Annotated in this window: 29 protein-coding genes and 1 pseudogene; 2 read left to right on the top strand and 28 right to left on the bottom strand. The window is 68.3% G+C overall.

The window, feature by feature from the left end; all coding sequences use genetic code 11:
• Positions 1-131: 131 nt before the first annotated feature.
• The 24 genes from DMB38_RS22235 to DMB38_RS22115 all read right to left on the bottom strand — a co-directional run bounded on the left by DMB38_RS22235 (position 132) and on the right by DMB38_RS22115 (position 13,216).
• Entirely contained in the window at positions 132-779 is a 648-nt protein-coding gene (locus tag DMB38_RS22235; RefSeq protein ID WP_125936650.1) for an adenylate kinase, read from the bottom strand.
• Entirely contained in the window at positions 779-2,092 is a 1,314-nt protein-coding gene (gene secY, locus DMB38_RS22230; RefSeq protein WP_125936649.1) for a preprotein translocase subunit SecY, read from the bottom strand. The genes DMB38_RS22235 and secY overlap by 1 nt, the downstream gene beginning before the upstream one ends.
• A 196-nt stretch (positions 2,093-2,288) precedes the next feature.
• Positions 2,289-2,759: a 50S ribosomal protein L15 gene (rplO, locus tag DMB38_RS22225; protein ID WP_018834829.1), complete on the bottom strand. Its 471-nt coding sequence runs from the start codon at positions 2,757-2,759 to the stop codon at positions 2,289-2,291.
• A 1-nt stretch (position 2,760) separates the two neighbouring features.
• Positions 2,761-2,943 (bottom strand): 50S ribosomal protein L30, encoded by a 183-nt coding sequence (rpmD, locus tag DMB38_RS22220; protein ID WP_027746238.1) that lies wholly within the window; start codon positions 2,941-2,943, stop codon positions 2,761-2,763.
• On the bottom strand, positions 2,943-3,545 hold the full coding sequence (gene rpsE, locus DMB38_RS22215) for a 30S ribosomal protein S5 (RefSeq protein WP_125936648.1): 603 nt from the start codon (positions 3,543-3,545) through the stop codon (positions 2,943-2,945). The genes rpmD and rpsE overlap by 1 nt, the downstream gene beginning before the upstream one ends.
• A gap of 13 nt (positions 3,546-3,558) precedes the next feature.
• Positions 3,559-3,942 carry a 50S ribosomal protein L18 gene (gene rplR, locus DMB38_RS22210; protein WP_125936647.1) on the bottom strand — a complete coding sequence of 128 codons (384 nt, stop codon included), beginning with the start codon at positions 3,940-3,942 and terminating at the stop codon, positions 3,559-3,561.
• Between the two features lie 3 nt (positions 3,943-3,945).
• On the bottom strand, positions 3,946-4,485 hold the full coding sequence (gene rplF / locus DMB38_RS22205; protein WP_047017573.1) for a 50S ribosomal protein L6: 540 nt from the start codon (positions 4,483-4,485) through the stop codon (positions 3,946-3,948).
• A 23-nt stretch (positions 4,486-4,508) separates the two neighbouring features.
• On the bottom strand, positions 4,509-4,907 hold the full coding sequence (rpsH, locus tag DMB38_RS22200) for a 30S ribosomal protein S8 (RefSeq protein ID WP_018834834.1): 399 nt from the start codon (positions 4,905-4,907) through the stop codon (positions 4,509-4,511).
• Between the two features lie 129 nt (positions 4,908-5,036).
• A complete protein-coding gene (locus DMB38_RS22190; RefSeq protein ID WP_018834835.1) occupies positions 5,037-5,222 on the bottom strand; it encodes a type Z 30S ribosomal protein S14 in 186 nt (61 codons plus the stop codon).
• 3 nt (positions 5,223-5,225) lie between these two features.
• Positions 5,226-5,801: a 50S ribosomal protein L5 gene (gene rplE / locus DMB38_RS22185; protein WP_047017572.1), complete on the bottom strand. Its 576-nt coding sequence runs from the start codon at positions 5,799-5,801 to the stop codon at positions 5,226-5,228.
• Entirely contained in the window at positions 5,801-6,124 is a 324-nt protein-coding gene (gene rplX, locus DMB38_RS22180; protein ID WP_027754750.1) for a 50S ribosomal protein L24, read from the bottom strand. Before rplX ends, rplE begins: the two co-directional genes overlap by 1 nt.
• Positions 6,125-6,127: 3 nt before the next feature.
• Positions 6,128-6,496: a 50S ribosomal protein L14 gene (gene rplN / locus DMB38_RS22175; protein ID WP_018834838.1), complete on the bottom strand. Its 369-nt coding sequence runs from the start codon at positions 6,494-6,496 to the stop codon at positions 6,128-6,130.
• Positions 6,497-6,595: 99 nt separating this feature from the next.
• The gene (gene rpsQ, locus DMB38_RS22170) at positions 6,596-6,883 is read right to left on the bottom strand and encodes a 30S ribosomal protein S17 (RefSeq protein ID WP_101422272.1); all 288 of its coding nucleotides are present in this window, start codon (positions 6,881-6,883) and stop codon (positions 6,596-6,598) included.
• Positions 6,880-7,107, bottom strand: coding sequence for a 50S ribosomal protein L29 (rpmC, locus tag DMB38_RS22165; RefSeq protein WP_047017569.1), 228 nt, complete (start codon positions 7,105-7,107; stop codon positions 6,880-6,882). Before rpmC ends, rpsQ begins: the two co-directional genes overlap by 4 nt.
• Complete coding sequence (gene rplP / locus DMB38_RS22160) at positions 7,107-7,526, bottom strand: 50S ribosomal protein L16 (RefSeq protein WP_027754754.1); 420 nt, start codon at positions 7,524-7,526, stop codon at positions 7,107-7,109. The genes rpmC and rplP overlap by 1 nt, the downstream gene beginning before the upstream one ends.
• A gap of 3 nt (positions 7,527-7,529) precedes the next feature.
• The gene (rpsC, locus tag DMB38_RS22155) at positions 7,530-8,375 is read right to left on the bottom strand and encodes a 30S ribosomal protein S3 (RefSeq protein WP_125936645.1); all 846 of its coding nucleotides are present in this window, start codon (positions 8,373-8,375) and stop codon (positions 7,530-7,532) included.
• Complete coding sequence (gene rplV, locus DMB38_RS22150) at positions 8,375-8,722, bottom strand: 50S ribosomal protein L22 (RefSeq protein WP_047017567.1); 348 nt, start codon at positions 8,720-8,722, stop codon at positions 8,375-8,377. Before rplV ends, rpsC begins: the two co-directional genes overlap by 1 nt.
• Before the next feature lie 43 nt (positions 8,723-8,765).
• Complete coding sequence (gene rpsS, locus DMB38_RS22145; protein ID WP_027772222.1) at positions 8,766-9,047, bottom strand: 30S ribosomal protein S19; 282 nt, start codon at positions 9,045-9,047, stop codon at positions 8,766-8,768.
• Positions 9,048-9,064: 17 nt separating this feature from the next.
• Positions 9,065-9,901, bottom strand: coding sequence for a 50S ribosomal protein L2 (gene rplB / locus DMB38_RS22140; RefSeq protein ID WP_047017566.1), 837 nt, complete (start codon positions 9,899-9,901; stop codon positions 9,065-9,067).
• A 43-nt stretch (positions 9,902-9,944) separates the two neighbouring features.
• Positions 9,945-10,313, bottom strand: coding sequence for a 50S ribosomal protein L23 (rplW, locus tag DMB38_RS22135; protein ID WP_047017565.1), 369 nt, complete (start codon positions 10,311-10,313; stop codon positions 9,945-9,947).
• Complete coding sequence (gene rplD / locus DMB38_RS22130; RefSeq protein WP_047017564.1) at positions 10,313-11,005, bottom strand: 50S ribosomal protein L4; 693 nt, start codon at positions 11,003-11,005, stop codon at positions 10,313-10,315. The genes rplW and rplD overlap by 1 nt, the downstream gene beginning before the upstream one ends.
• 4 nt (positions 11,006-11,009) lie before the next feature.
• Positions 11,010-11,654, bottom strand: a complete 645-nt coding sequence (gene rplC / locus DMB38_RS22125) for a 50S ribosomal protein L3 (protein WP_018834848.1) — start codon at positions 11,652-11,654, stop codon at positions 11,010-11,012.
• A gap of 14 nt (positions 11,655-11,668) precedes the next feature.
• Complete coding sequence (gene rpsJ, locus DMB38_RS22120) at positions 11,669-11,977, bottom strand: 30S ribosomal protein S10 (RefSeq protein ID WP_003948644.1); 309 nt, start codon at positions 11,975-11,977, stop codon at positions 11,669-11,671.
• A gap of 444 nt (positions 11,978-12,421) precedes the next feature.
• Positions 12,422-13,216: a hypothetical protein gene (locus DMB38_RS22115; RefSeq protein WP_125936644.1), complete on the bottom strand. Its 795-nt coding sequence runs from the start codon at positions 13,214-13,216 to the stop codon at positions 12,422-12,424.
• 207 nt (positions 13,217-13,423) lie between these two features.
• On the opposite strand from DMB38_RS22115, the pseudogene DMB38_RS37025 reads away from it, so the two are divergent.
• Both DMB38_RS37025 and DMB38_RS37515 read left to right on the top strand, forming a co-directional pair.
• Positions 13,424-13,660: pseudogene (locus DMB38_RS37025) on the top strand (DJ-1/PfpI family protein); the annotation flags it as partial.
• A 7-nt stretch (positions 13,661-13,667) separates the two neighbouring features.
• On the top strand, positions 13,668-13,790 hold the full coding sequence (locus DMB38_RS37515) for a hypothetical protein (protein ID WP_276315002.1): 123 nt from the start codon (positions 13,668-13,670) through the stop codon (positions 13,788-13,790).
• 60 nt (positions 13,791-13,850) lie between these two features.
• Here the strand turns inward: DMB38_RS37515 and DMB38_RS22105 are convergent, their stop codons facing one another.
• From DMB38_RS22105 to tuf, 4 genes are all read right to left on the bottom strand, one after another.
• Positions 13,851-14,573: an endonuclease V gene (locus DMB38_RS22105; RefSeq protein WP_125936643.1), complete on the bottom strand. Its 723-nt coding sequence runs from the start codon at positions 14,571-14,573 to the stop codon at positions 13,851-13,853.
• A gap of 613 nt (positions 14,574-15,186) precedes the next feature.
• Positions 15,187-16,272, bottom strand: coding sequence for a hypothetical protein (locus DMB38_RS22100; protein ID WP_125936642.1), 1,086 nt, complete (start codon positions 16,270-16,272; stop codon positions 15,187-15,189).
• A complete protein-coding gene (locus tag DMB38_RS22095; RefSeq protein ID WP_125936641.1) occupies positions 16,260-16,916 on the bottom strand; it encodes a hypothetical protein in 657 nt (218 codons plus the stop codon). The genes DMB38_RS22100 and DMB38_RS22095 overlap by 13 nt, the downstream gene beginning before the upstream one ends.
• Before the next feature lie 257 nt (positions 16,917-17,173).
• Complete coding sequence (gene tuf / locus DMB38_RS22090; protein ID WP_027771071.1) at positions 17,174-18,367, bottom strand: elongation factor Tu; 1,194 nt, start codon at positions 18,365-18,367, stop codon at positions 17,174-17,176.
• Positions 18,368-18,554: the final 187 nt, after the last annotated feature.

Here is an 18,554-nt window from a genome sequence, read left to right as displayed (position 1 = left end):
GCACGCTCGCCGCGTTGTCGGGATCGACCGAATAGGCCCACTATGCGGTCGACCCTCCGCCTTGCGATCGCACGCACCAGACGCCGCGCCGCCCGCCCTTCGGGCGAACAACGCGAGATTGACGACAGCCCCTAGCCCGGCAGCGCCTCCATCGCCCGCCGGGTGACCTCGGCGACCGAGCCGAGCGCCGAGATCGTCGTCACCAGGCCCTGGGCCTTGAAGTAGTCGATGATCGGCTCGGTCTCCTCGTGGTAGACCTCCAGCCGGCGCCGGACCGTGTCCTCGTTGTCGTCGTCGCGCTGGTACAGCTCGCCGCCGCAGATGTCGCACACGCCCTCGCGCTCCGGCGGGGAGTACGTGACGTGGAAGACGTGGCTGCTGTCGTTCCGGCAGATCCGCCGGCCGGCGATGCGCTTGACGACCTCGTCCTCCGGCACCTCCAGGTCGAGCACGGCGTCCAGCTCGAGCCCGGCCTCCTTCATCAGCCCGTCGAGCGACACCGCCTGCGCCACGTTCCGCGGGAAACCGTCCAGCAGAAAGCCGCCGGCAGCGTCGGGCTGCTCCATGCGGTCCCAGGCCATCCCCACGGTCACCTCGTCCGGAACCAGGTTGCCCGCCTCCATGTACGCCTTCGCCTGGCGGCCCAGCTCCGTGCCCTTGCTGATGTTGGCACGGAAGAGGTCACCGGTGGAGACGTGCGGAATGGACAGGTTCTTGGCGAGCAGGGCGGCCTGCGTGCCCTTGCCCGCACCGGGAGGCCCGACGAGGACGATTCGCATCAGCGGAGGAACCCTTCGTAGTGATGCTGCTGCAGCTTGCTCTCGATCTGCTTCACCGTCTCCAGCCCGACACCCACGATGATGAGGATGCTCGTACCGCCGAAGGGGAAGTTCTGGTTCGCGTTGAACAGCACCAACGCCACTGTCGGTACCAGTGCGATCAGACCCAGATAGAGCGAGCCCGGCCAGGTGATCCTGTTGAGCACGTAGCTCAGGTACTCCGCGGTGGGACGGCCGGCCCGGATGCCCGGGATGAAGCCACCGTACTTCTTCATGTTGTCGGCGACTTCCTCGGGGTTGAACGTGATGGCCACGTAGAAGAACGCGAAGAACACGATCATGAGGAAGTACGTGATGATGTAGATCGGGTGATCACCGGTGACGAAGTTCTTCTCGACCCATTGCGCCGCGCCCGAATTGGAGCCGGTGAACTGGACCACCAGGGCGGGGATGTAGAGCAGCGAGGACGCGAAGATCACCGGGATGACGCCCGCCTGGTTCACCTTCAGCGGGATGTACGTCGAGGTGCCGCCGTAGGAACGGCGCCCGATCATGCGCTTCGCGTACTGCACGGGGATGCGGCGCTGCGCCTGCTCGACGAAGACCACCAGGCCGACCATCGCCAGGCCGAGCGCGATGACGACGATGAACTCGCCCCAGCCGTCGATGATCTTGCCGGACTGCTTGATGTTCCACAGGGCGCCGGGGAAGCCGGCGGCGATCGAGATGAACATCAGCATCGACATGCCGTTGCCGATGCCGCGGTCGGTGATCAGCTCGCCGAGCCACATGACCATCGCCGTACCGGCGGTCATGCAGATCACCATCGTGATGACGATGAAGATCGAGTCGTCGGGAATGATCTGGTCGTTTACCTGACACTGCGGGAAGAGCGAGCCGCTGCGCGCCGTGGCGACCAGGCCGGTGCCCTGCAGAATGGCGAGGGCGACGGTCAGGTAGCGCGTGTACTGTGTGATCTTCGCGGTGCCGGACTGGCCCTCCTTCTTGAGGGCCTCCAGCCGCGGGATCACCACCGTCAGCAACTGCAGGATGATGCTCGCCGTGATGTACGGCATGATCCCCAGCGCGAAGATGGTGATCTGCAGGAGGGCCCCACCGCTGAACATGTTGACCAGGCCGAACAGGCCCTGGTTGGCGTTGGCCTCGTCCATGCATTGCTGCACGGCCTGGTAGTCGGTTCCGGGGACGGGAACCTGCGCACCGAGCCGGTAGATCACGATGATGCCCAGCACGAACAGCAGCTTCTTGCGCAGGTCGGGTGTCTTGAACGCCCGGGCGAACGCGGTGAGCACGGTGCCTCCTGCGGCCCCCGTGCTTGATCACGGGGGCTGACGGGTCATTTGTTCAGCGGATGGTCGGTAGACGTCCCACGCAGGCGTACGCCCACATGGGTAGGGACAGTGCACGCCACCTTACCGGGGGGTGCGGCTGCCGTGGAACGACCAACCGGGGATGCCCATGCGGGACATCCCCGGTTGCTCGTCACACTCAGACGCGCTCGGTGACCGAGCCGCCGGCAGCGGTGATCTTCTCGCGGGCGGAGCCGGAGACCTTGTCCACGGCCACCTGCAGCGCCACGGAGACGTCCCCGTTGCCCAGCACCTTCACGAGCTCGTTCTTGCGCACCGCGCCCTTGGCGACCAGGTCGGCCACCGTGACCTCGCCACCCTCGGGGTAGAGCTCGGCCAGCTTGTCCAGGTTCACCACCTGGTACACCTTGCGGGCGGGGTTCTTGAAGCCCTTGAGCTTCGGCAGCCGCATGTGCAGCGGCATCTGCCCGCCCTCGAAGCGCTCCGGCACCTGGTAGCGGGCCTTGGTGCCCTTGGTGCCGCGGCCCGCGGTCTTGCCCTTGGACGCCTCGCCTCGACCCACACGGGTCTTCGGCTTCTTGGCGCCCGGGGCCGGCCGCAGGTTGTGGATCTTCAGCGGCTTCTGCTCCGCCGCGTCCTGGACGGCCATGTCAGTCGACCTCCTCGACCGTCACCAGGTGGCGGACGGTGTGCACCATGCCGCGCACCTGGGGACTGTCATCGCGGACCACGCTGTCGTTCAGCCGGCGCAGGCCGAGCGTACGCAGCGTGTCCCGGTGGTTCTGCTTGCTCCCGATGTAGGACTTGCTCTGGGTGATCTTGAGCTGTGCCATCAGCCGTTCACCCCAGCGCGGGCGCGCAGCATTGCGGCGGGCGCCACGTCCTCCAGCGGCAGGCCACGGCGGGCGGCGATCTCCTCGGGGCGCTGCAGGCCCTTCAGTGCGGCCGTCGTGGCGTGCACGATGTTGATCGGGTTGGACGAGCCGAGCGACTTGCTCAGCACGTCGTGGATGCCCGCGCACTCCAGCACGGCACGCACCGGCCCACCGGCGATCACACCGGTACCCGGCGACGCCGGCTTCAGCAGCACGACACCCGCGGCCTCCTCACCCTGGATCGGGTGCGGGATGGTGCCCTGGATCCGGGGGACCTTGAAGAAGTGCTTCTTGGCCTCCTCGACACCCTTGGCGATGGCGGCCGGCACCTCCTTGGCCTTCCCGTACCCGACACCCACGGTGCCGTCACCGTCGCCCACCACGACCAGCGCGGTGAAGCTGAAGCGACGACCACCCTTCACAACCTTGGCGACTCGGTTGATCGCGACAACGCGCTCAACATACGCGGTCTTGTCGGCAGCAGCGCCGCCGTCCCGGCCCTTCCGGTCCCGCCGCTCGCCGCCGCCGGCGCCGCCACCGCGGCGCTGGGGTCCAGCCATTGGTCTTCCTCTCTCAGAACTTCAGCCCGGCATCGCGGGCGGCGTCGGCCAGAGCGGCAATGCGCCCGGCGTACTTGTTGCCACCGCGGTCGAACACCACGGCCTCGACTCCGGCGGCCCGCGCACGCTCGGCGACCAGCGCGCCGACCTGCTTGGCCTGCGCCGTCTTGTCGCCCTCGGCGCCGCGGATGGACGTGTCCATCGAGGAGGCCGAGGCCACCGTGTGGCCGGCGATGTCGTCGACGACCTGCGCGACCATGTGGCGGTTCGAGCGGGTCACGACCAGACGCGGGCGGTCCGGCGTACCGGAGATCTTCTTCCGCACGCGGATGTGCCGGCGCTTGACGGCGGCCGCCTTGCGGGCACTGCCCTTGGCGATCTTCACACCGTATGCCATGGCTTACTTACCCGCCTTTCCGACCTTGCGCTGGATGTACTCGCCCTCGTACTTGACGCCCTTGGCCTTGTACGGGTCGGGCTTGCGCAGCTTGCGGATCTTCGCGGCGACCTCGCCGACCTTCTGCTTGTCGATGCCCTCGACGCTGAAGTGCGTCGGGTTCTCGACCTTGAAGGTGATGCCCTCGGGGGCCTCGATGAGGATCGGGTGGCTGTAGCCCAGCGCGAACTCCAGGTTGGAGCCCTTCGCCTGGACGCGGTAGCCGACCCCGCTGATCTCCAGCTTCTTCACGTAGCCCTGGGTCACACCGGTGACCATGTTCGCCACCAGGGTGCGCGACAGGCCGTGCAGCGCCCGGCTCTTGCGCTCGTCGTTCGGGCGGCTGACGACGATCGTGCCGTCGTCGCCACGGGCGACGTCGATGGGCGCGGCGACGGTGTGCGAGAGGGAGCCCTTGGGGCCCTTCACGTTGACCGTACGGCCATCGATGGTGACGTCCACGCCGGCGGGAACCTGGATGGGCAGCTTGCCAATACGCGACATGGCTTTACCTCCGTTCCCTTCCGTTACCAGACGTAGGCGAGGACTTCCCCGCCCACGCCCTTCTTGCCTGCCTGCTTGTCGGTGAGCAGCCCGTGGGAAGTGGAGATGATCGCCACGCCCAGGCCGCCGAGCACCTTCGGCAGGTTGGTGGACTTTGCGTAGACCCGCAGACCCGGCTTCGAGATCCGCTTGATGCCCGCGATCGAGCGCTCGCGGTTCGGGCCGTACTTCAGCTCCAGGACGAGGCTCTGGCCCACCCGGGCCTCCTCGGTCTTCCAGCCGCTGATGTACCCCTCCTGCTGGAGGATCTCCGCGATGTGCGTCTTGATCTTGCTGTGCGGCATCGTCACGGTGTCGTGGTACGCCGAGTTCGCGTTCCGCAGACGGGTCAGCATGTCTGCGATCGGATCGGTCATGGTCATGTGATGGCCTTCGGCCTCTCTCGCCGCGGTTTCCTGTCTGCACCGTCCCTCTCCCTCGCTACGAGGACGGGTGTGGTGCGGGGACCTACGGCGTAGTAGTCGGTCAAAGCGTCCCGGTGATCCGGCGGATCACCAGGAGCTCTTGGTCACGCCCGGCAGCTCGCCCCGGTGCGCCATCTCACGCAGGCACACGCGGCACAGGCCGAACTTGCGGTACACGGAGTGCGGACGGCCGCAGCGCTGGCAGCGCGTGTAACCGCGCACCTTGAACTTCGGCTTACGGCCGGCCTTCGCGATCAGGGCCTTCTTTGCCACGGCTCATGCCTCCTTGAACGGGAAGCCGAGGAGACGAAGCAGGGCGCGGCCCTCGTCGTCGTTGCTCGCCGTGGTGACCACGGTGATGTCCATGCCCCGGACCCGGTCGATCTTGTCAGGGTCGATCTCGTGGAACATGACCTGCTCCGTGAGACCGAAGGTGTAGTTGCCCCGGCCGTCGAACTGCTTCGGCGACAGGCCGCGGAAGTCGCGGATGCGCGGCAGCGCGAGCGACAGCAGCCGGTCGAGGAACTCCCACATCCGGTCGCCGCGGAGCGTGACGTGGGCGCCGATCGGCATGCCCTCGCGCAGCTTGAACTGCGCAATGGACTTCCGGGCCTTGGTCACGGACGGCTTCTGGCCGGTGATCGTGGCGAGGTCCTTGATGGCGCCCTCGATCAGCTTGGAGTCGCGGGCGGCATCGCCCACGCCCATGTTGACCACGATCTTGGTGAGGCCGGGGATCTGCATGACGTTCTCGTACGAGAACTCGTCCTTCAGCTTGGCCTGGATCTCGTCCCGGTAGCGCTGCTTGAGGCGCGGGGGCGTGCCCGCGGCGGTCGCAGTGGTGGCAGTCATCAGATGTCCTCACCCGTCCGCTTGGCAACGCGGATCTTGTTGCCCTCGTCGTCGAAGCGGTAGCCGACCCGGGTCACGACCTTCTGGCCGTCCTTCTCCACCACCAGCTGAACATTGCTGACGTGAATCGGGGCCTCGGTCGTGATGATCCCGCCGGTCTTGGACCCGCGGGCCGTCTGGCCGGCCTTGGTGTGCTTCTTGACCCGGTTGACACCCTCGACCAGGACGCGGTCCTCGCGCGGGAAGGCCGCGATGACCTTGCCCTGCTTGCCCCTGTCCTTGCCGGTGATGACCTGAACCAGGTCGCCCTTCTTGATCTTCATGTGCTACAGCACCTCCGGCGCGAGCGAGATGATCTTCATGAACCTCTTCTCGCGCAGCTCACGGCCGACCGGGCCGAAGATACGGGTGCCGCGGGGGTCGCCGTCGGCCTTGAGGATGACGGCGGCGTTCTCGTCGAAGCGGATGTACGAGCCGTCCGGCCGGCGGCGCTCCTTGACGGTGCGCACGACGACCGCCTTGACGACGTCGCCCTTCTTGACGTTGCCACCCGGGATCGCATCCTTGACGGTGGCGACGACCACGTCACCGATACCCGCGTAGCGGCGGCCCGATCCGCCGAGCACACGGATGCAAAGAATCTCCTTTGCACCCGTGTTGTCGGCGACCTTGAGTCGCGACTCCTGCTGGATCACGTCTATCTCCTGATCGTCTGCCGGTTCCCGGCGGGACCCGTGGTAGCGGGAACCCGCCGAGCCTGGCGGAACCGTCCTGGGGGCTCCCCCCAGGAATACTTACTTGGCCTTCTCGAGGATCTCGACGACGCGCCAGCGCTTGGTCGCCGACAGCGGCCGGGTCTCCATCAGGAGGACGCGGTCGCCGACGCCGCAGGCGTTCTGCTCGTCGTGCGCCTTGAGCTTGTTCGTACGGCGGATGACCTTGCCGTACAGCGCGTGCTTGACGCGGTCCTCGACGGCGACGACGACGGTCTTGTCCATCTTGTCGCTGACGACGAGACCCTCACGGGTCTTGCGGAAGCCGCGCTCGGTCTTGGTCTCTTCGGTCACATTCGTCTCGCTCATGAGGCGCTCTCCACCGTGTCGATGCCCAGCTCACGCTCGCGCATCAGGGTGTAGATCCGGGCGATGTCCTTGCGGACGGCCTTCAGCCGGCCGTGGTTCTCGAGTTGTCCGGTCGCCGCCTGGAAGCGGAGGTTGAACAGCTCTTCCTTGGCCTCGCGCAGCTTCTCCACGAGGTCATCGTTGGAGAGCTCACGCAGCTCGGTCGCCTTGGTACCGGCGGCCATCACGACTCACCACCCTCGCGCCGGACGATCCGGCACTTCATCGGAAGCTTGTGAGCCGCGCGGGTCAGCGCCTCACGAGCGGTCTTCTCGTTCGGGTACGACAGCTCGAACATCACGCGCCCCGGCTTGACGTTCGCGACCCACCACTCCGGCGAGCCCTTGCCGGAGCCCATGCGGGTCTCGGCGGGCTTCTTCGTCAGCGGGCGGTCCGGGTAGATGTTGATCCACACCTTGCCGCCACGCTTGATGTGCCGCGTCATGGCGATACGCGCGGCCTCGATCTGCCGGTTGGTGACGTACGCGGCCGTGGCGGCCTGGATGCCGTAGTCGCCGAACGCCAGCTCGGTGCCGCCCTTGGCGAGACCGCGGCGCTTCGGGTGGTGCTGCTTGCGATGCTTGACCCTGCGAGGGATGAGCATGGGTCAGCCCTCCGTTCCGGTGCTTTCGGCAGCGGGAGCGGCGGCAGCGGCCTCGGCCCGGGGGGCCTCGGCAGCCGGAGCCTGCTGCTGCTCGCGCTGCGGACGACGGCCACGGCCACCGCGCTCACCGCCGCGACGCGGACGGTCGCCACCGCCGCCACCGCCACCGCGGGACGGGCGGTTGCCGGCACGGGCCGCGGCGTTCTCGGCGCGGACCTCGGCGATGTTCTTCACGTCGCCCTTGTAGATCCAGACCTTCACGCCGATGCGGCCGAAGGTCGTACGGGCCTCGAAGAAGCCGTAGTCGACGTTGGCGCGCAGGGTGTGCAGGGGCACACGGCCCTCGCGGTAGAACTCCGAGCGGGACATCTCGGCGCCGCCGAGCCGCCCGCCGCACTGGATCTTGATGCCCTTGGCGCCCGCCTTCATCGCGGACTGCATGCTCTTGCGCATGGCCCGGCGGAAGGAGACACGCGAGGAGAGCTGCTCGGCGACGGCCTGGGCCACGAGCTGCGCGTCGGTCTCGGGGTTCTTCACCTCGAGGATGTTGAGCTGCACCTGCTTGCCGGTGAGCTTCTCCAGGTCACCGCGGATCCGGTCGGCCTCCGCGCCGCGGCGGCCGATGACGATGCCCGGCCGGGCGGTGTGGATGTCGACGCGGACGCGGTCACGGGTGCGCTCGATCTCCACCTTGGAGATGCCGGCGCGCTCCATGCCCTGCGTCATCATCCGGCGGATGGCGACGTCTTCCTTGATGTAGTCCTTGTACAGCTTGTCGGCATACCAGCGCGACTTGAAGTCGGTGGTGATGCCAAGCCGGAACCCGTGCGGGTTTACCTTCTGGCCCATTACCGGGTCCCTTCCTTGCTGCCGACGACCAGCGTGATGTGGCTGGTGCGCTTGCGGATCCGGTACGCCCGGCCCTGCGCGCGGGGCCGGAACCGCTTCCAGGTCGGGCCCTCGTCGACGTACGCCTCCTTGACGAAGAGGCTGTCGACGTCGGTGTGGTCGTAGTTGTGCGCCGCGTTGGCGATGGCGCTGTCCAGCACCTTGCCGACGGGCACGCTCGCGGCCTGCGGGGCGAAACGCAGGACCGCCTGAGCCTCCGTGGCGTTCATGCCACGGATGAGGTCCACCACACGGCGGGCCTTCATGGGCGTGACGCGCACATAGCGCGCGGAGGCCCTGGCTTCCATGGTTGTCCCTTCGGTGTGAGTCATGGTCTTCGCACTCCGCAGGTCAGCGACGACGCGACTTGCGGTCGTCCTTGACGTGGCCCTTGAAGGTGCGGGTAGGCGCGAACTCGCCGAGCTTGTGCCCGACCATCGACTCGGTGACGAACACCGGGACGTGCTTCTTGCCGTCGTGCACCGCGATCGTGTGCCCCAGCATGGCCGGGACGATCATCGAGCGGCGGGACCAGGTCTTGATGACGTTCTTGGTGCCTGCTTCGTTCTGCGTGTCCACCTTCTTGATGAGGTGGTCGTCGACGAAGGGCCCCTTCTTCAGACTGCGCGGCATCTCTACTCCACCCGCTCCTAGCGCTTCTTGTTCGTCTTGCGGCGGCGGACGATGTACTTGTTGCTCGCCTTCTTCGGCGAACGCGTACGACCTTCCTTCTGGCCCCAGGGCGAGACCGGGTGGCGACCACCGGAGGTCCTGCCCTCGCCACCGCCGTGCGGGTGGTCGATCGGGTTCATCACGACACCGCGGACGGTCGGGCGCACGCCCTTCCAGCGCATGCGGCCGGCCTTGCCCCAGTTGATGTTCGACTGCTCGGCGTTGCCGACCTCGCCGACCGTGGCGCGGCAGCGGATGTCGACCAGCCGGATCTCGCCGGACGGCATCCGCAGGTGGGCCATGCGGCCCTCCTTCGCCAGGAGCTGCACGTGCGCACCGGCGGAGCGGGCGAACTTCGCGCCGCCGCCGGGCTTCAGCTCGATGGCGTGGATGACGGTACCGACCGGGATGTTGCGCAGCGGCATCGCGTTGCCCGGCTTGATGTCCGCGCCGGCGCCGTTCTCGATCCGGTCGCCCTGCTTCAGGCCGGCCGGCGCGAGGATGTAGCGCTTCTCGCCGTCTGCGTAGTGCAGCAGCGCGATGCGCGCGGTGCGGTTCGGGTCGTACTCGATGTGCGCGACCCGGGCGGGGACGCCGTCCTTGTCGTGCCGACGGAAGTCGATCACGCGGAAGGCGCGCTTGTGGCCACCGCCCTGGTGGCGGACGGTCACACGACCGGAATTGTTTCGGCCGCCCTTGCTGTGCAGCGGGCGGACCAGCGACTTCTCCGGCGTGGACCGCGTTACCTCGACGAAGTCGGCGACGCTGGCGCCACGACGGCCAGGAGTCGTCGGCTTGTACTTGCGGATACCCATTTCTTCAGTCCTCGTCCGTGACGGACAGCCCTGTCGGTCCCCGTCAGGAGACCGGGCCGCCGAAGATGTCGATGCGCTCGCCCTCGGCGACGGTCACGATGGCGCGCTTGGTGTCGGCGCGCTTGCCGTAGCCGGTGCGGGTGCGCTTGCGCTTGCCCTGGCGGTTGATCGTGTTGACCCCGATGACCTTGACCTGGAAGACCTTCTCCACGGCCTGCCGGATCTGGGTCTTGTTCGCCCGCGGGTCGACGATGAACGTGTACTTGTTCTCGTCGAGCAGCGCGTAGCTCTTCTCCGAGACGACGGGCTTCAGCAGCACGTCGCGCGGGTCGTCGTAAGTCTTGCTGGTGACGGTGAACTCCGCCGCCGTCTCGTCCGCGGCCTCGGCCCCGGTCTTGTCCATGTCGACCATCAGGCGTCGCTCCCTTCAGCCTTCTGGAGCTCGACCTCGTCGGCAGGAGACTGGCTCTTGCCGCCGCCCTTGACGGGGCCGGCCACGAACCGCTCGAAGGCGGCCTGCGTGAAGACCACGTCGTCGGAGACGAGCACGTCGTACGTGTTGAGCTGACCGGCGTCCAGGATGTGCACGTCGGGCAGGTTCCGGGCGGACAGCAGCGACAGGTCGTCGTCCCGCTCGATGACCAGCAGCACGTTCTTGCGCTCGCTGACCTTGCCGAGGAGGGTCCTGGCGGCCTTCGTCGAGACCTCGCCGTCGACCACGCCGGTGACGACGTGGATCCGGCCGAGGCGCGCCCGGTCCGAGAGGGCGCCGCGCAGCGCGGCGGCCTTCATCTTCTTCGGGGTCCGCTGCGAGTAGTCGCGCGGCACGGGGCCGTGCACGATGCCGCCGCCCGCGAACTGCGGGGCGCGGATCGAGCCCTGGCGGGCGCGGCCGGTGCCCTTCTGGCGGTACGGCTTCTTGCCGCCGCCGCGGACCTCGCCGCGGGTCTTCACTTTGTGCGTGCCCTGCCGGGCAGCGGCCAGCTGGGCGGTGACGACCTGGTGGATCAGCGGAATGCTGACCTGCGCGTCGAAGATCTCCGCGGGGAGTTCGACGGTCCCGGCCTTCTCGCCCGCCGGCGAAAGGATGTCAACGGTGCTCATTACCTCAGGCCCCCTTGGCCGCGCTACGGACCAGGACGAGGCCGCCGTTCGGACCGGGGACGGCGCCCTTGATGAGCAGCAGTCCCTTCTCCGCGTCAACGGCGTGGACGGTCAGGTTCTGGGTGGTGACCCGCTGGTTGCCCATCCGGCCGGCCATCCGCATGCCCTTGAACACGCGGCCCGGGGTGGCGCAGCCACCGATGGAGCCCGGCTTGCGGTGCACGCGGTGGGCGCCGTGGCTGGCCTTGCCGCCGGCGAAGCCGTGGCGCTTCATGACACCGGCGAAGCCCTTGCCCTTGCTCTTGCCGGTCACGTCGACCTTCACGCCGGCCTCGAAGGTCTCGGCGGTCACCTCCTGGCCGAGGGTGTACTCGGAGGCATCCGCGGTGCGGATCTCCACCAGGTGGCGGCGGGGAGTGACGTCGGCCTTGGCGAAGTGGCCCTTGAGGGGCTTGTTCACCTTGCGCGGGTCGATCTCGCCGAAGGCGATCTGGACGGCGTCGTAGCCGTCGGAGTCTGCGGTGTGGACCTGGGTGACGACGCAGGGGCCGGCCTTGACCACGGTCACGGGGACGACACGGTTGTTCTCGTCCCAGACCTGGGTCATGCCGAGCTTCTCGCCCAGGACACCCTTGATCTGCTTAGCCATCTCTTCGCGACCTCTCAGAGCTTGATCTCGATGTCGACGCCGGCCGGAAGGTCCAGGCGCATCAGCGAGTCAACGGTCTTGGGGGTCGGGTCGAGGATGTCGATCAGACGCTTGTGGGTGCGCATCTCGAAGTGCTCGCGCGAGTCCTTGTACTTGTGCGGCGACTTGATGACGCAGTACACGTTCTTCTCAGTGGGCAGCGGCACCGGGCCCGCGACCGACGCACCAGTGCGGGTCACCGTCTCGACGATCTTCTTCGCCGAGGAGTCGATGACCTCGTGGTCGTAGGCCTTGAGCCGGATGCGGATCTTCTGTCCCGCCATGGCTTCTCAGCAGTCCTGTTCTCGTAGCGCTCCGGCGCCCGGTGGTCTCGCCGCGTACCCGTTCCCCGACCCACGCGGTCGGGCGTGTCGCAACCCTCCCCGCATTGATCCCGCGAAAGCATTTCTCCTACGGATGTCCACGGAGATCCGCGGTCCGCAGGAGTTTTCCTTGCAGGAAGAGGGGGGAAGATCCCACCGAGTGCCCTGGCCTGCACCCCGCTGACGCTTCCCGGAAGATTCCCGTACTTCCGCCCCTGATGAGGGGCGACGAATACGTGGGACTCGCTTCCGGTCCTCCCGGCGGGAGGCGCGCAGCATCGACGCTCAGCCGAGCAACCCGGATAGTGTGCCATACGGCGCTCGGCTCGCGCCAATCGGCCCAAATACCACACGGCCCCGGTGGCCGCCCAGGGACCGGGCGCCGTAGCGGCGCCCCGGGTGCTCCTAGGCGCCGGCAGGGCCCCGGCCGCGTACCGGCGCGTGGTAGCACTCGACTTCCCAGTATCCGTCCTGCGGGGAGCGCCCGCGGGGCAGGATGCGGATGCCGGAGGCGAAGGTCACGTTGCGGTCGGCGGACAGGGCGAGGAGCACCGAGAGGTGCCGGTGGGTGAACTCGGTCTCCTCCTGGTAGTCCCAGTCGGAGACGACGCCGTGGGAGTCGCCGTGGAGGAAGGGCCGCTGGAGGAAGTCCTGCACGGCAGGGGGAAAGTTCCCGAGGACGGCGGTGGTCTCGGCGTCGAGCCCGAGGTCGACGGTGGGGAGAGTGCTGCCGCCGCGGGACCCCGCGCGCGTACGGGGGCCGGCCGCCGGCGTACGGGTGTCGAAGGACTGGCGTCGCAGGGCGCCGGGCTCGAGCTGGAGCCGGTGGACGAGGTGGGCCTGCCTGCCGTGCCGGGTGATCGGGGTGGCCTTGCACAGGCCGTCGGGCCCGAGGACGACGGCGCGGGGCCGGCCGGTGCGGTCGAGGCGCGCCCACCACTCCAGGATGGTCCCGGCCTTGGCCTGGAGCCGGGCGCGTACCTCGGGGCCGAGCATGTCCCAGCACTCCTCGCGGGTGGGGACGTCTTCGAGGGGAAGCTCGCCGGGCGGATGGATCCGAGCGGCGGCCTCCTCGCCACGACGCGGGGCGGGGAGACCGCCGCGGGCGGGTAACTCCCGCCGAACCTGGCCCGGCACCTGCCGGGGCACCGGCCGGGCCCGCTCGCGGTCGGGATTCCCGGGGATCTCTGCACGCGCCATGTGTTCCCCCCTCGAATGGACACCTACGTGCAGTATCCGCCGAAGGGCGGCACGCAGCCACGGGGCGCCGGGGCTGCGTGCCGGGGGTGTCCCGGAAGCCGCGAGGGTGGACGGGGCCGAGTACCACCCATCGGTTCGCACCCGCCCGACTCGGTACGCCCCCCGACGCCCCGCGCGATCGCCGTCGGCAGCGGCGGCGCGGAGGCTCCCGCGGAGGTCCTGGACGCGCTGCGGACCGCGGCGGCCGGCGGCGTACGGATCGCGTCCCTGTGCACGGGAGCGTTCGTGCTCGCCCAGGCCGGCCTGCTCGACGGGCGCCGCGCGACCACCCACTGGGGGCTCGCCGACGATCTCGCCACCCGCTTTCCGGCCGTCGACGTACAGCCCGACCGCCTCTTCGTCGAGGACGGCGGCATCTACACCTCGGCGGGCGCGGCGGCCGCTGGACCTGGTGGCGGAGAAGAGCGGCCTGGGCAGCGCGGACTCGCTGCGCAAGCACATGGCCGCGCAGGTCGGGGTCACGCCCACGGCGTACCGCGCAAGCTTCGACCGGTCCCGTACGGGCGCCCGCTGAGGACGGGCACCGTGCGGGACGGGGGCGGGAGTCGTGCCGAGGGCTGGGCGGGGGCTGCGGTCAGGAGCCGGCCGCGCCTCGGAGGGGCCGCTGCTCGCCGGGGGCCGCGGCCGGCAGCGCCTGGCGGCAGAGCCGGTCCGCGGCGCGCGTCGTCTCGGGAAGCCGGTACCGCCTCGCCAGCCCGAGCGTGAGCGCGCACGCGTCGTCCACGCCGATCAGATGGCCGGCGGACACGTATACGGGTTTCACCCCGGCCCGCGTACGAAGCGCTCGCCCCACCGTCTCCGTACCGTCCAGAAGCGGCGTCGAAGAACCCCGCTCGGCTCCCGGCACATCGCAGCGGAAATACAGCGGATTCTTCGCCACGCCGAACGAGGGAATCCCCGTCAGCACCCCCAGGTGACTCGCCAGACCTACGCGACGGGGATGAGCGATGCCGTAGCCGTCGCACACGAACACATCGGGCGGATCACCGAGGTTACGCAGTGCCGCGGCAATCGCGGGAATCTCCCGAAAGGCCAGCAGCCCCGAGACATACGGGAACTCGATCCGCGAAACGGCGGTCACGGAATCGACGACGGCCAGACTCGCCACCTCCATCACGACGACCGCCGCCGCACACGCCCCCGACTCGTCGTCATACGCCACGTCGACCCCGGCCGCCGTGCGCCACTGCGCGACGTCGTGCGCCGGCCCGACCCGTACGAGCCCACGCAACCGCTCCTGCTCCGCCATCGCCTCCTCGACGGTCCGAGGATGGCGAAGCGCGCCGGCCAGTTCCACTCACACCCCTCTGCGGTACTCCGGCGGCCGCACGGTCACCGGCCGGAGTCGCACCTGCCGGGCCTGGTCCTCAAGGACGTGGACGACCACCCCGAACGGGCCACGGTACCCGCCCGTCCCTGACCGGCGGTCACCCCCGAACCGCCTGTACGGCACCGCTGCCGCCCCACCCGGCCCGGCCCCGTACACCGCGCCGCATCCCGCGGCCGCCCCCGCCGTCCCCCGCACCGCCCGGTCGACCTCCTCGCCGCCCGCGCCGGGCAGGTGGCCGCGGGAAGAGAGGCCAGCGCCCCCGCCTCGTCCCGCAGCTTCTGCCGCTCGGTCCCGGCGGCGGCTTCGCGGGTGGCAGACGACTCGGCCGCGGACGCGGGGAAGGGCAATGCGACCAAGATACCCACCACGAACAATGCGGCCAGAATCTCTCGCAAAGACCTCACGGCTCGCACGGTGCCATCAACTCCCGGGTAGAGCGACGATGCGCAAGGAGACTCGACGTTATAGGAGCCCCGACGGCACGCACCACCCCACCATCGGGGCCGTTGACAATGACCACGTGTGGAATTCCATTCGACATGTCGAATTCGGTTACGTGCCCGAACGAGCGGTGCGAACGTCAGCGGACGACGGACTGGATCTCGTCGACTTCCACCTCGGTGGTCGTGCCGAAGGAGCCTTCGGGGAGGCGGTCGCCCGTGTTGCCCGAGCCCTGCCATTCGATGGACCACGTGATCGTCGCCCGGAGCGGGTAGGTCTCGCCGTCCGGCGTGGCACGCAGGTACGTCAGCCCGCACGGCGGGGTCTCCTCCGCCGACCCGGCGGTGTACGGGGTGCCGATGGAGCCGTCGTCGTCGATGGGGCAGGTGCCGGAGGAGGGGTGCAACTCGGCGTCGCCGGTGCCGGGATCGAGGGTGAGGGACACCGGGGTGGCGGTGGTTCTGGCCCATATCCCGAGCACCGGAACCTCCGCGGTGACCGAGACGGGTTCGAAGGTGGCGGCGTCCAGCCAGGCCCAGGTGGGGAGGTTCACCTTCTGCGCGTTCTCGGCGTCGGGCTTGAGGTTGATCTCCGTGTCCGGCACGCGGATGCGGTTGTACGCGATCTCGGAGAGGATCTCCGGGGTGACGGCATTCTCGTACTCGGCCGGCGGCGGATCGCCCTTGTCCAGCCAGAACGGCCCGTCGTTACAGTCCAGCGCGCCGGGGACCCCCGCGCCGCCGTCCGGCACGTAGCCGTCCCACCAGTAGCCGTCGCCGGACTTGGCCATGTTGAAGTCCTCGTAGGTGCCGGGCTTGTCGCCGCCCTGGGAGTACTTCGCGCGCTGCTCGGCGTCCCACTGGTAGCCGGTGGACTCCAGGGACCAGGTGTGCTCCATCTCCTTCTTCAGTTGCTTGGGCGTGTAGAGCGGCGCGTACCAACAGGGCGGCGGCGCCCAGTCCCCCACGGGCTCCAACGCCCCGGTGCCGCCCCCGTTCCCGCCACCCCCGGACCCGTTCTCCGACTCGTCGATCACCACCCCGCCGGCCTCGGCGTTCAGATTCTGCCCTTCGGCACCGCCACCCGGACCGCTAGGTGGCTCTTCGACATTGCCGGTGCCGTTGCCGATCTCACCTTCCGCATGCGCCACGAAGCTGCTGCTCGTGACAGCGGCGACGAGTAACGCCCCGGCTAACGCCGTGCGCGCGAATTTCAGGGCTGACATGATGAAGCCCCCTGTGTTGTTACGTCCGTCATCGTGACCCACGTGCCCTGCTCGTCCTTCCGAAGCGTGGCACCGTGACTGAAGTAGCTGTTCTTCGTGACCGGAGTCTTGTTGACTTCGCCGGTCTTCAGATATTTGTCGAACGCATTGCTCTGGTCTTCGCAGTAGACCAGTGTGGCCGTGCCGTCGTCCCTGATCGTCACGGTCGGCTCGTACAACCGGATCGTTCCGGTGAGGCGTGCCTCCTCATCCACATACGCCTTCACGTACTCTTCTGTCGCAGCGGCAGCCTCCCCCTCCGAGTAGAAGCGGAACGCTGCGTGCGTCGGATCCTGCTCAGCGAGAGCCATCTCGATCGCCGCAATACGCTGCTCCGTGTCTCGCAGTATCGCGTCCTCAGCTGGTTTGCCGGTCTCCGACCAGTCGGCAACGACCCGGACGTCCTCGGGCAGCTTGATCTCCGGTCTGTCCGCCGTCGCCTCCTCCGCGGTCGGCGACGGGGACTCCTTCGGCTTGTCCGCGCCCTGGATCTTGTCGTCCGGCTTGGTGTCGCCGTCCTCCTCGTCGCTGCCGCAGGCGGTCAGCAGCAGGCTCAGGGCGGCGGTGGCCGCCAAGGCGGCAGCGGAAAAGGCGCGGGGGGACACGATCAACTCCCGGTTACGGTGACGATACGTTAGGAAGCCGACGCTATAGGAATCCCCGCAGCGTTCACCACCCCCGCTTTCGGGGCTGTGGATAACCCCGCGCGTTGACGCATTTCGCACCGCTCTCATCAGGCAATTGGAATTCCATTCACCTCTCCCCCAAAGCCGGCTTGCCTGAACAGGCACCCCCCGCCCACGCCAAAGGCCCCGGTCCGCCGTAAGGCGGAACCGGGGCCCCGGGACGTCGTACCGTCAGCTCACTTGAGGATCTTCGTGACCTGGCCGGCGCCCACCGTCCGGCCACCCTCGCGGATGGCGAACTTCAGGCCCTCCTCCATGGCGATGGGCTGGATCAGCTCCACCTTCATGTCGGTGTTGTCGCCCGGCATGACCATCTCCGTGCCCTCGGGGAGGTGCACGACGCCGGTCACGTCGGTGGTGCGGAAGTAGAACTGCGGGCGGTAGTTGTTGAAGAACGGGGTGTGCCGACCGCCCTCGTCCTTCGACAGGATGTACGCCGTCGCCTCGAACTCGGTGTGCGGGGTGACGGTGCCCGGCTTGATGATGACCTGGCCGCGCTCGACGTCCTCGCGCTTGATGCCGCGGAGGAGGAGACCGACGTTCTCACCGGCCTGGCCCTCGTCCAGCAGCTTGCGGAACATCTCGATGCCCGTGACCGTGGTCTTGGTCTTCTCTTCCTTGATGCCGATGATCTCGACTTCCTCGTTCACCTTGAGGATGCCGCGCTCGATGCGGCCGGTGACGACGGTGCCACGACCGGTGATCGTGAAAACGTCCTCGATCGGCATCAGGAACGGCTTGTCGATCTCGCGGACCGGCTCCGGGATGGACTCGTCGACGGCCTTCATCAGGTCGAGGACGGTCTTGCCCCACTCGGCGTCGCCCTCCAGCGCCTTCAGCGCGGAGACCTTGACGACCGGGACGTCGTCGCCCGGGAACTCGTACTCGGAGAGAAGCTCACGGACCTCGAGCTCGACGAGCTCCATGATCTCCTCGTCGTCCACCATGTCGGCCTTGTTCAGCGCGACGACGATGTACGGCACGCCGACCTGGCGGGCGAGCAGCACGTGCTCCTTGGTCTGCGGCATCGGGCCGTCGGTGGCGGCGACCACGAGGATCGCGCCGTCCATCTGGGCGGCACCGGTGATCATGTTCTTGATGTAGTCCGCGTGACCGGGGCAGTCGACGTGCGCGTAGTGCCGCGACTCGGTCTGGTATTCGACGTGCGCGATGGAGATCGTGATACCGCGCTGCTTCTCTTCCGGAGCCTTGTCGATCTGGTCGAAGGCCGAAGCCTCGTTCAGGTCCGGGTAAGCGTCGTGCAGCACCTTGGTGATCGCCGCGGTAAGAGTGGTCTTGCCGTGGTCGATGTGACCGATGGTGCCGATGTTGACGTGCGGCTTAGTCCGCTCGAACTTCGCCTTCGCCACTGGGGTCCTCCTGTGGACTGGTGCTGTACGCCCCCCGCCTTCTACGGAGGGGTTCAGGTGGTCGTTCCGAACCGGTCAGGACCCCTAGGGGGATGCCCTTGACCAGTCCGCCTGTGGTCGGCGGCCGGGGCACCCGCCGCAGCTCCCGGGGGATCTGCGGCGGTATGACCCGTATGCCGTTTGCTAC

The organism is Streptomyces sp. WAC 06738 (assembly GCF_003945505.1).
Taxonomy (GTDB): domain Bacteria; phylum Actinomycetota; class Actinomycetes; order Streptomycetales; family Streptomycetaceae; genus Streptomyces.
This window is presented reverse-complemented; position numbering and strand designations above follow the sequence as displayed.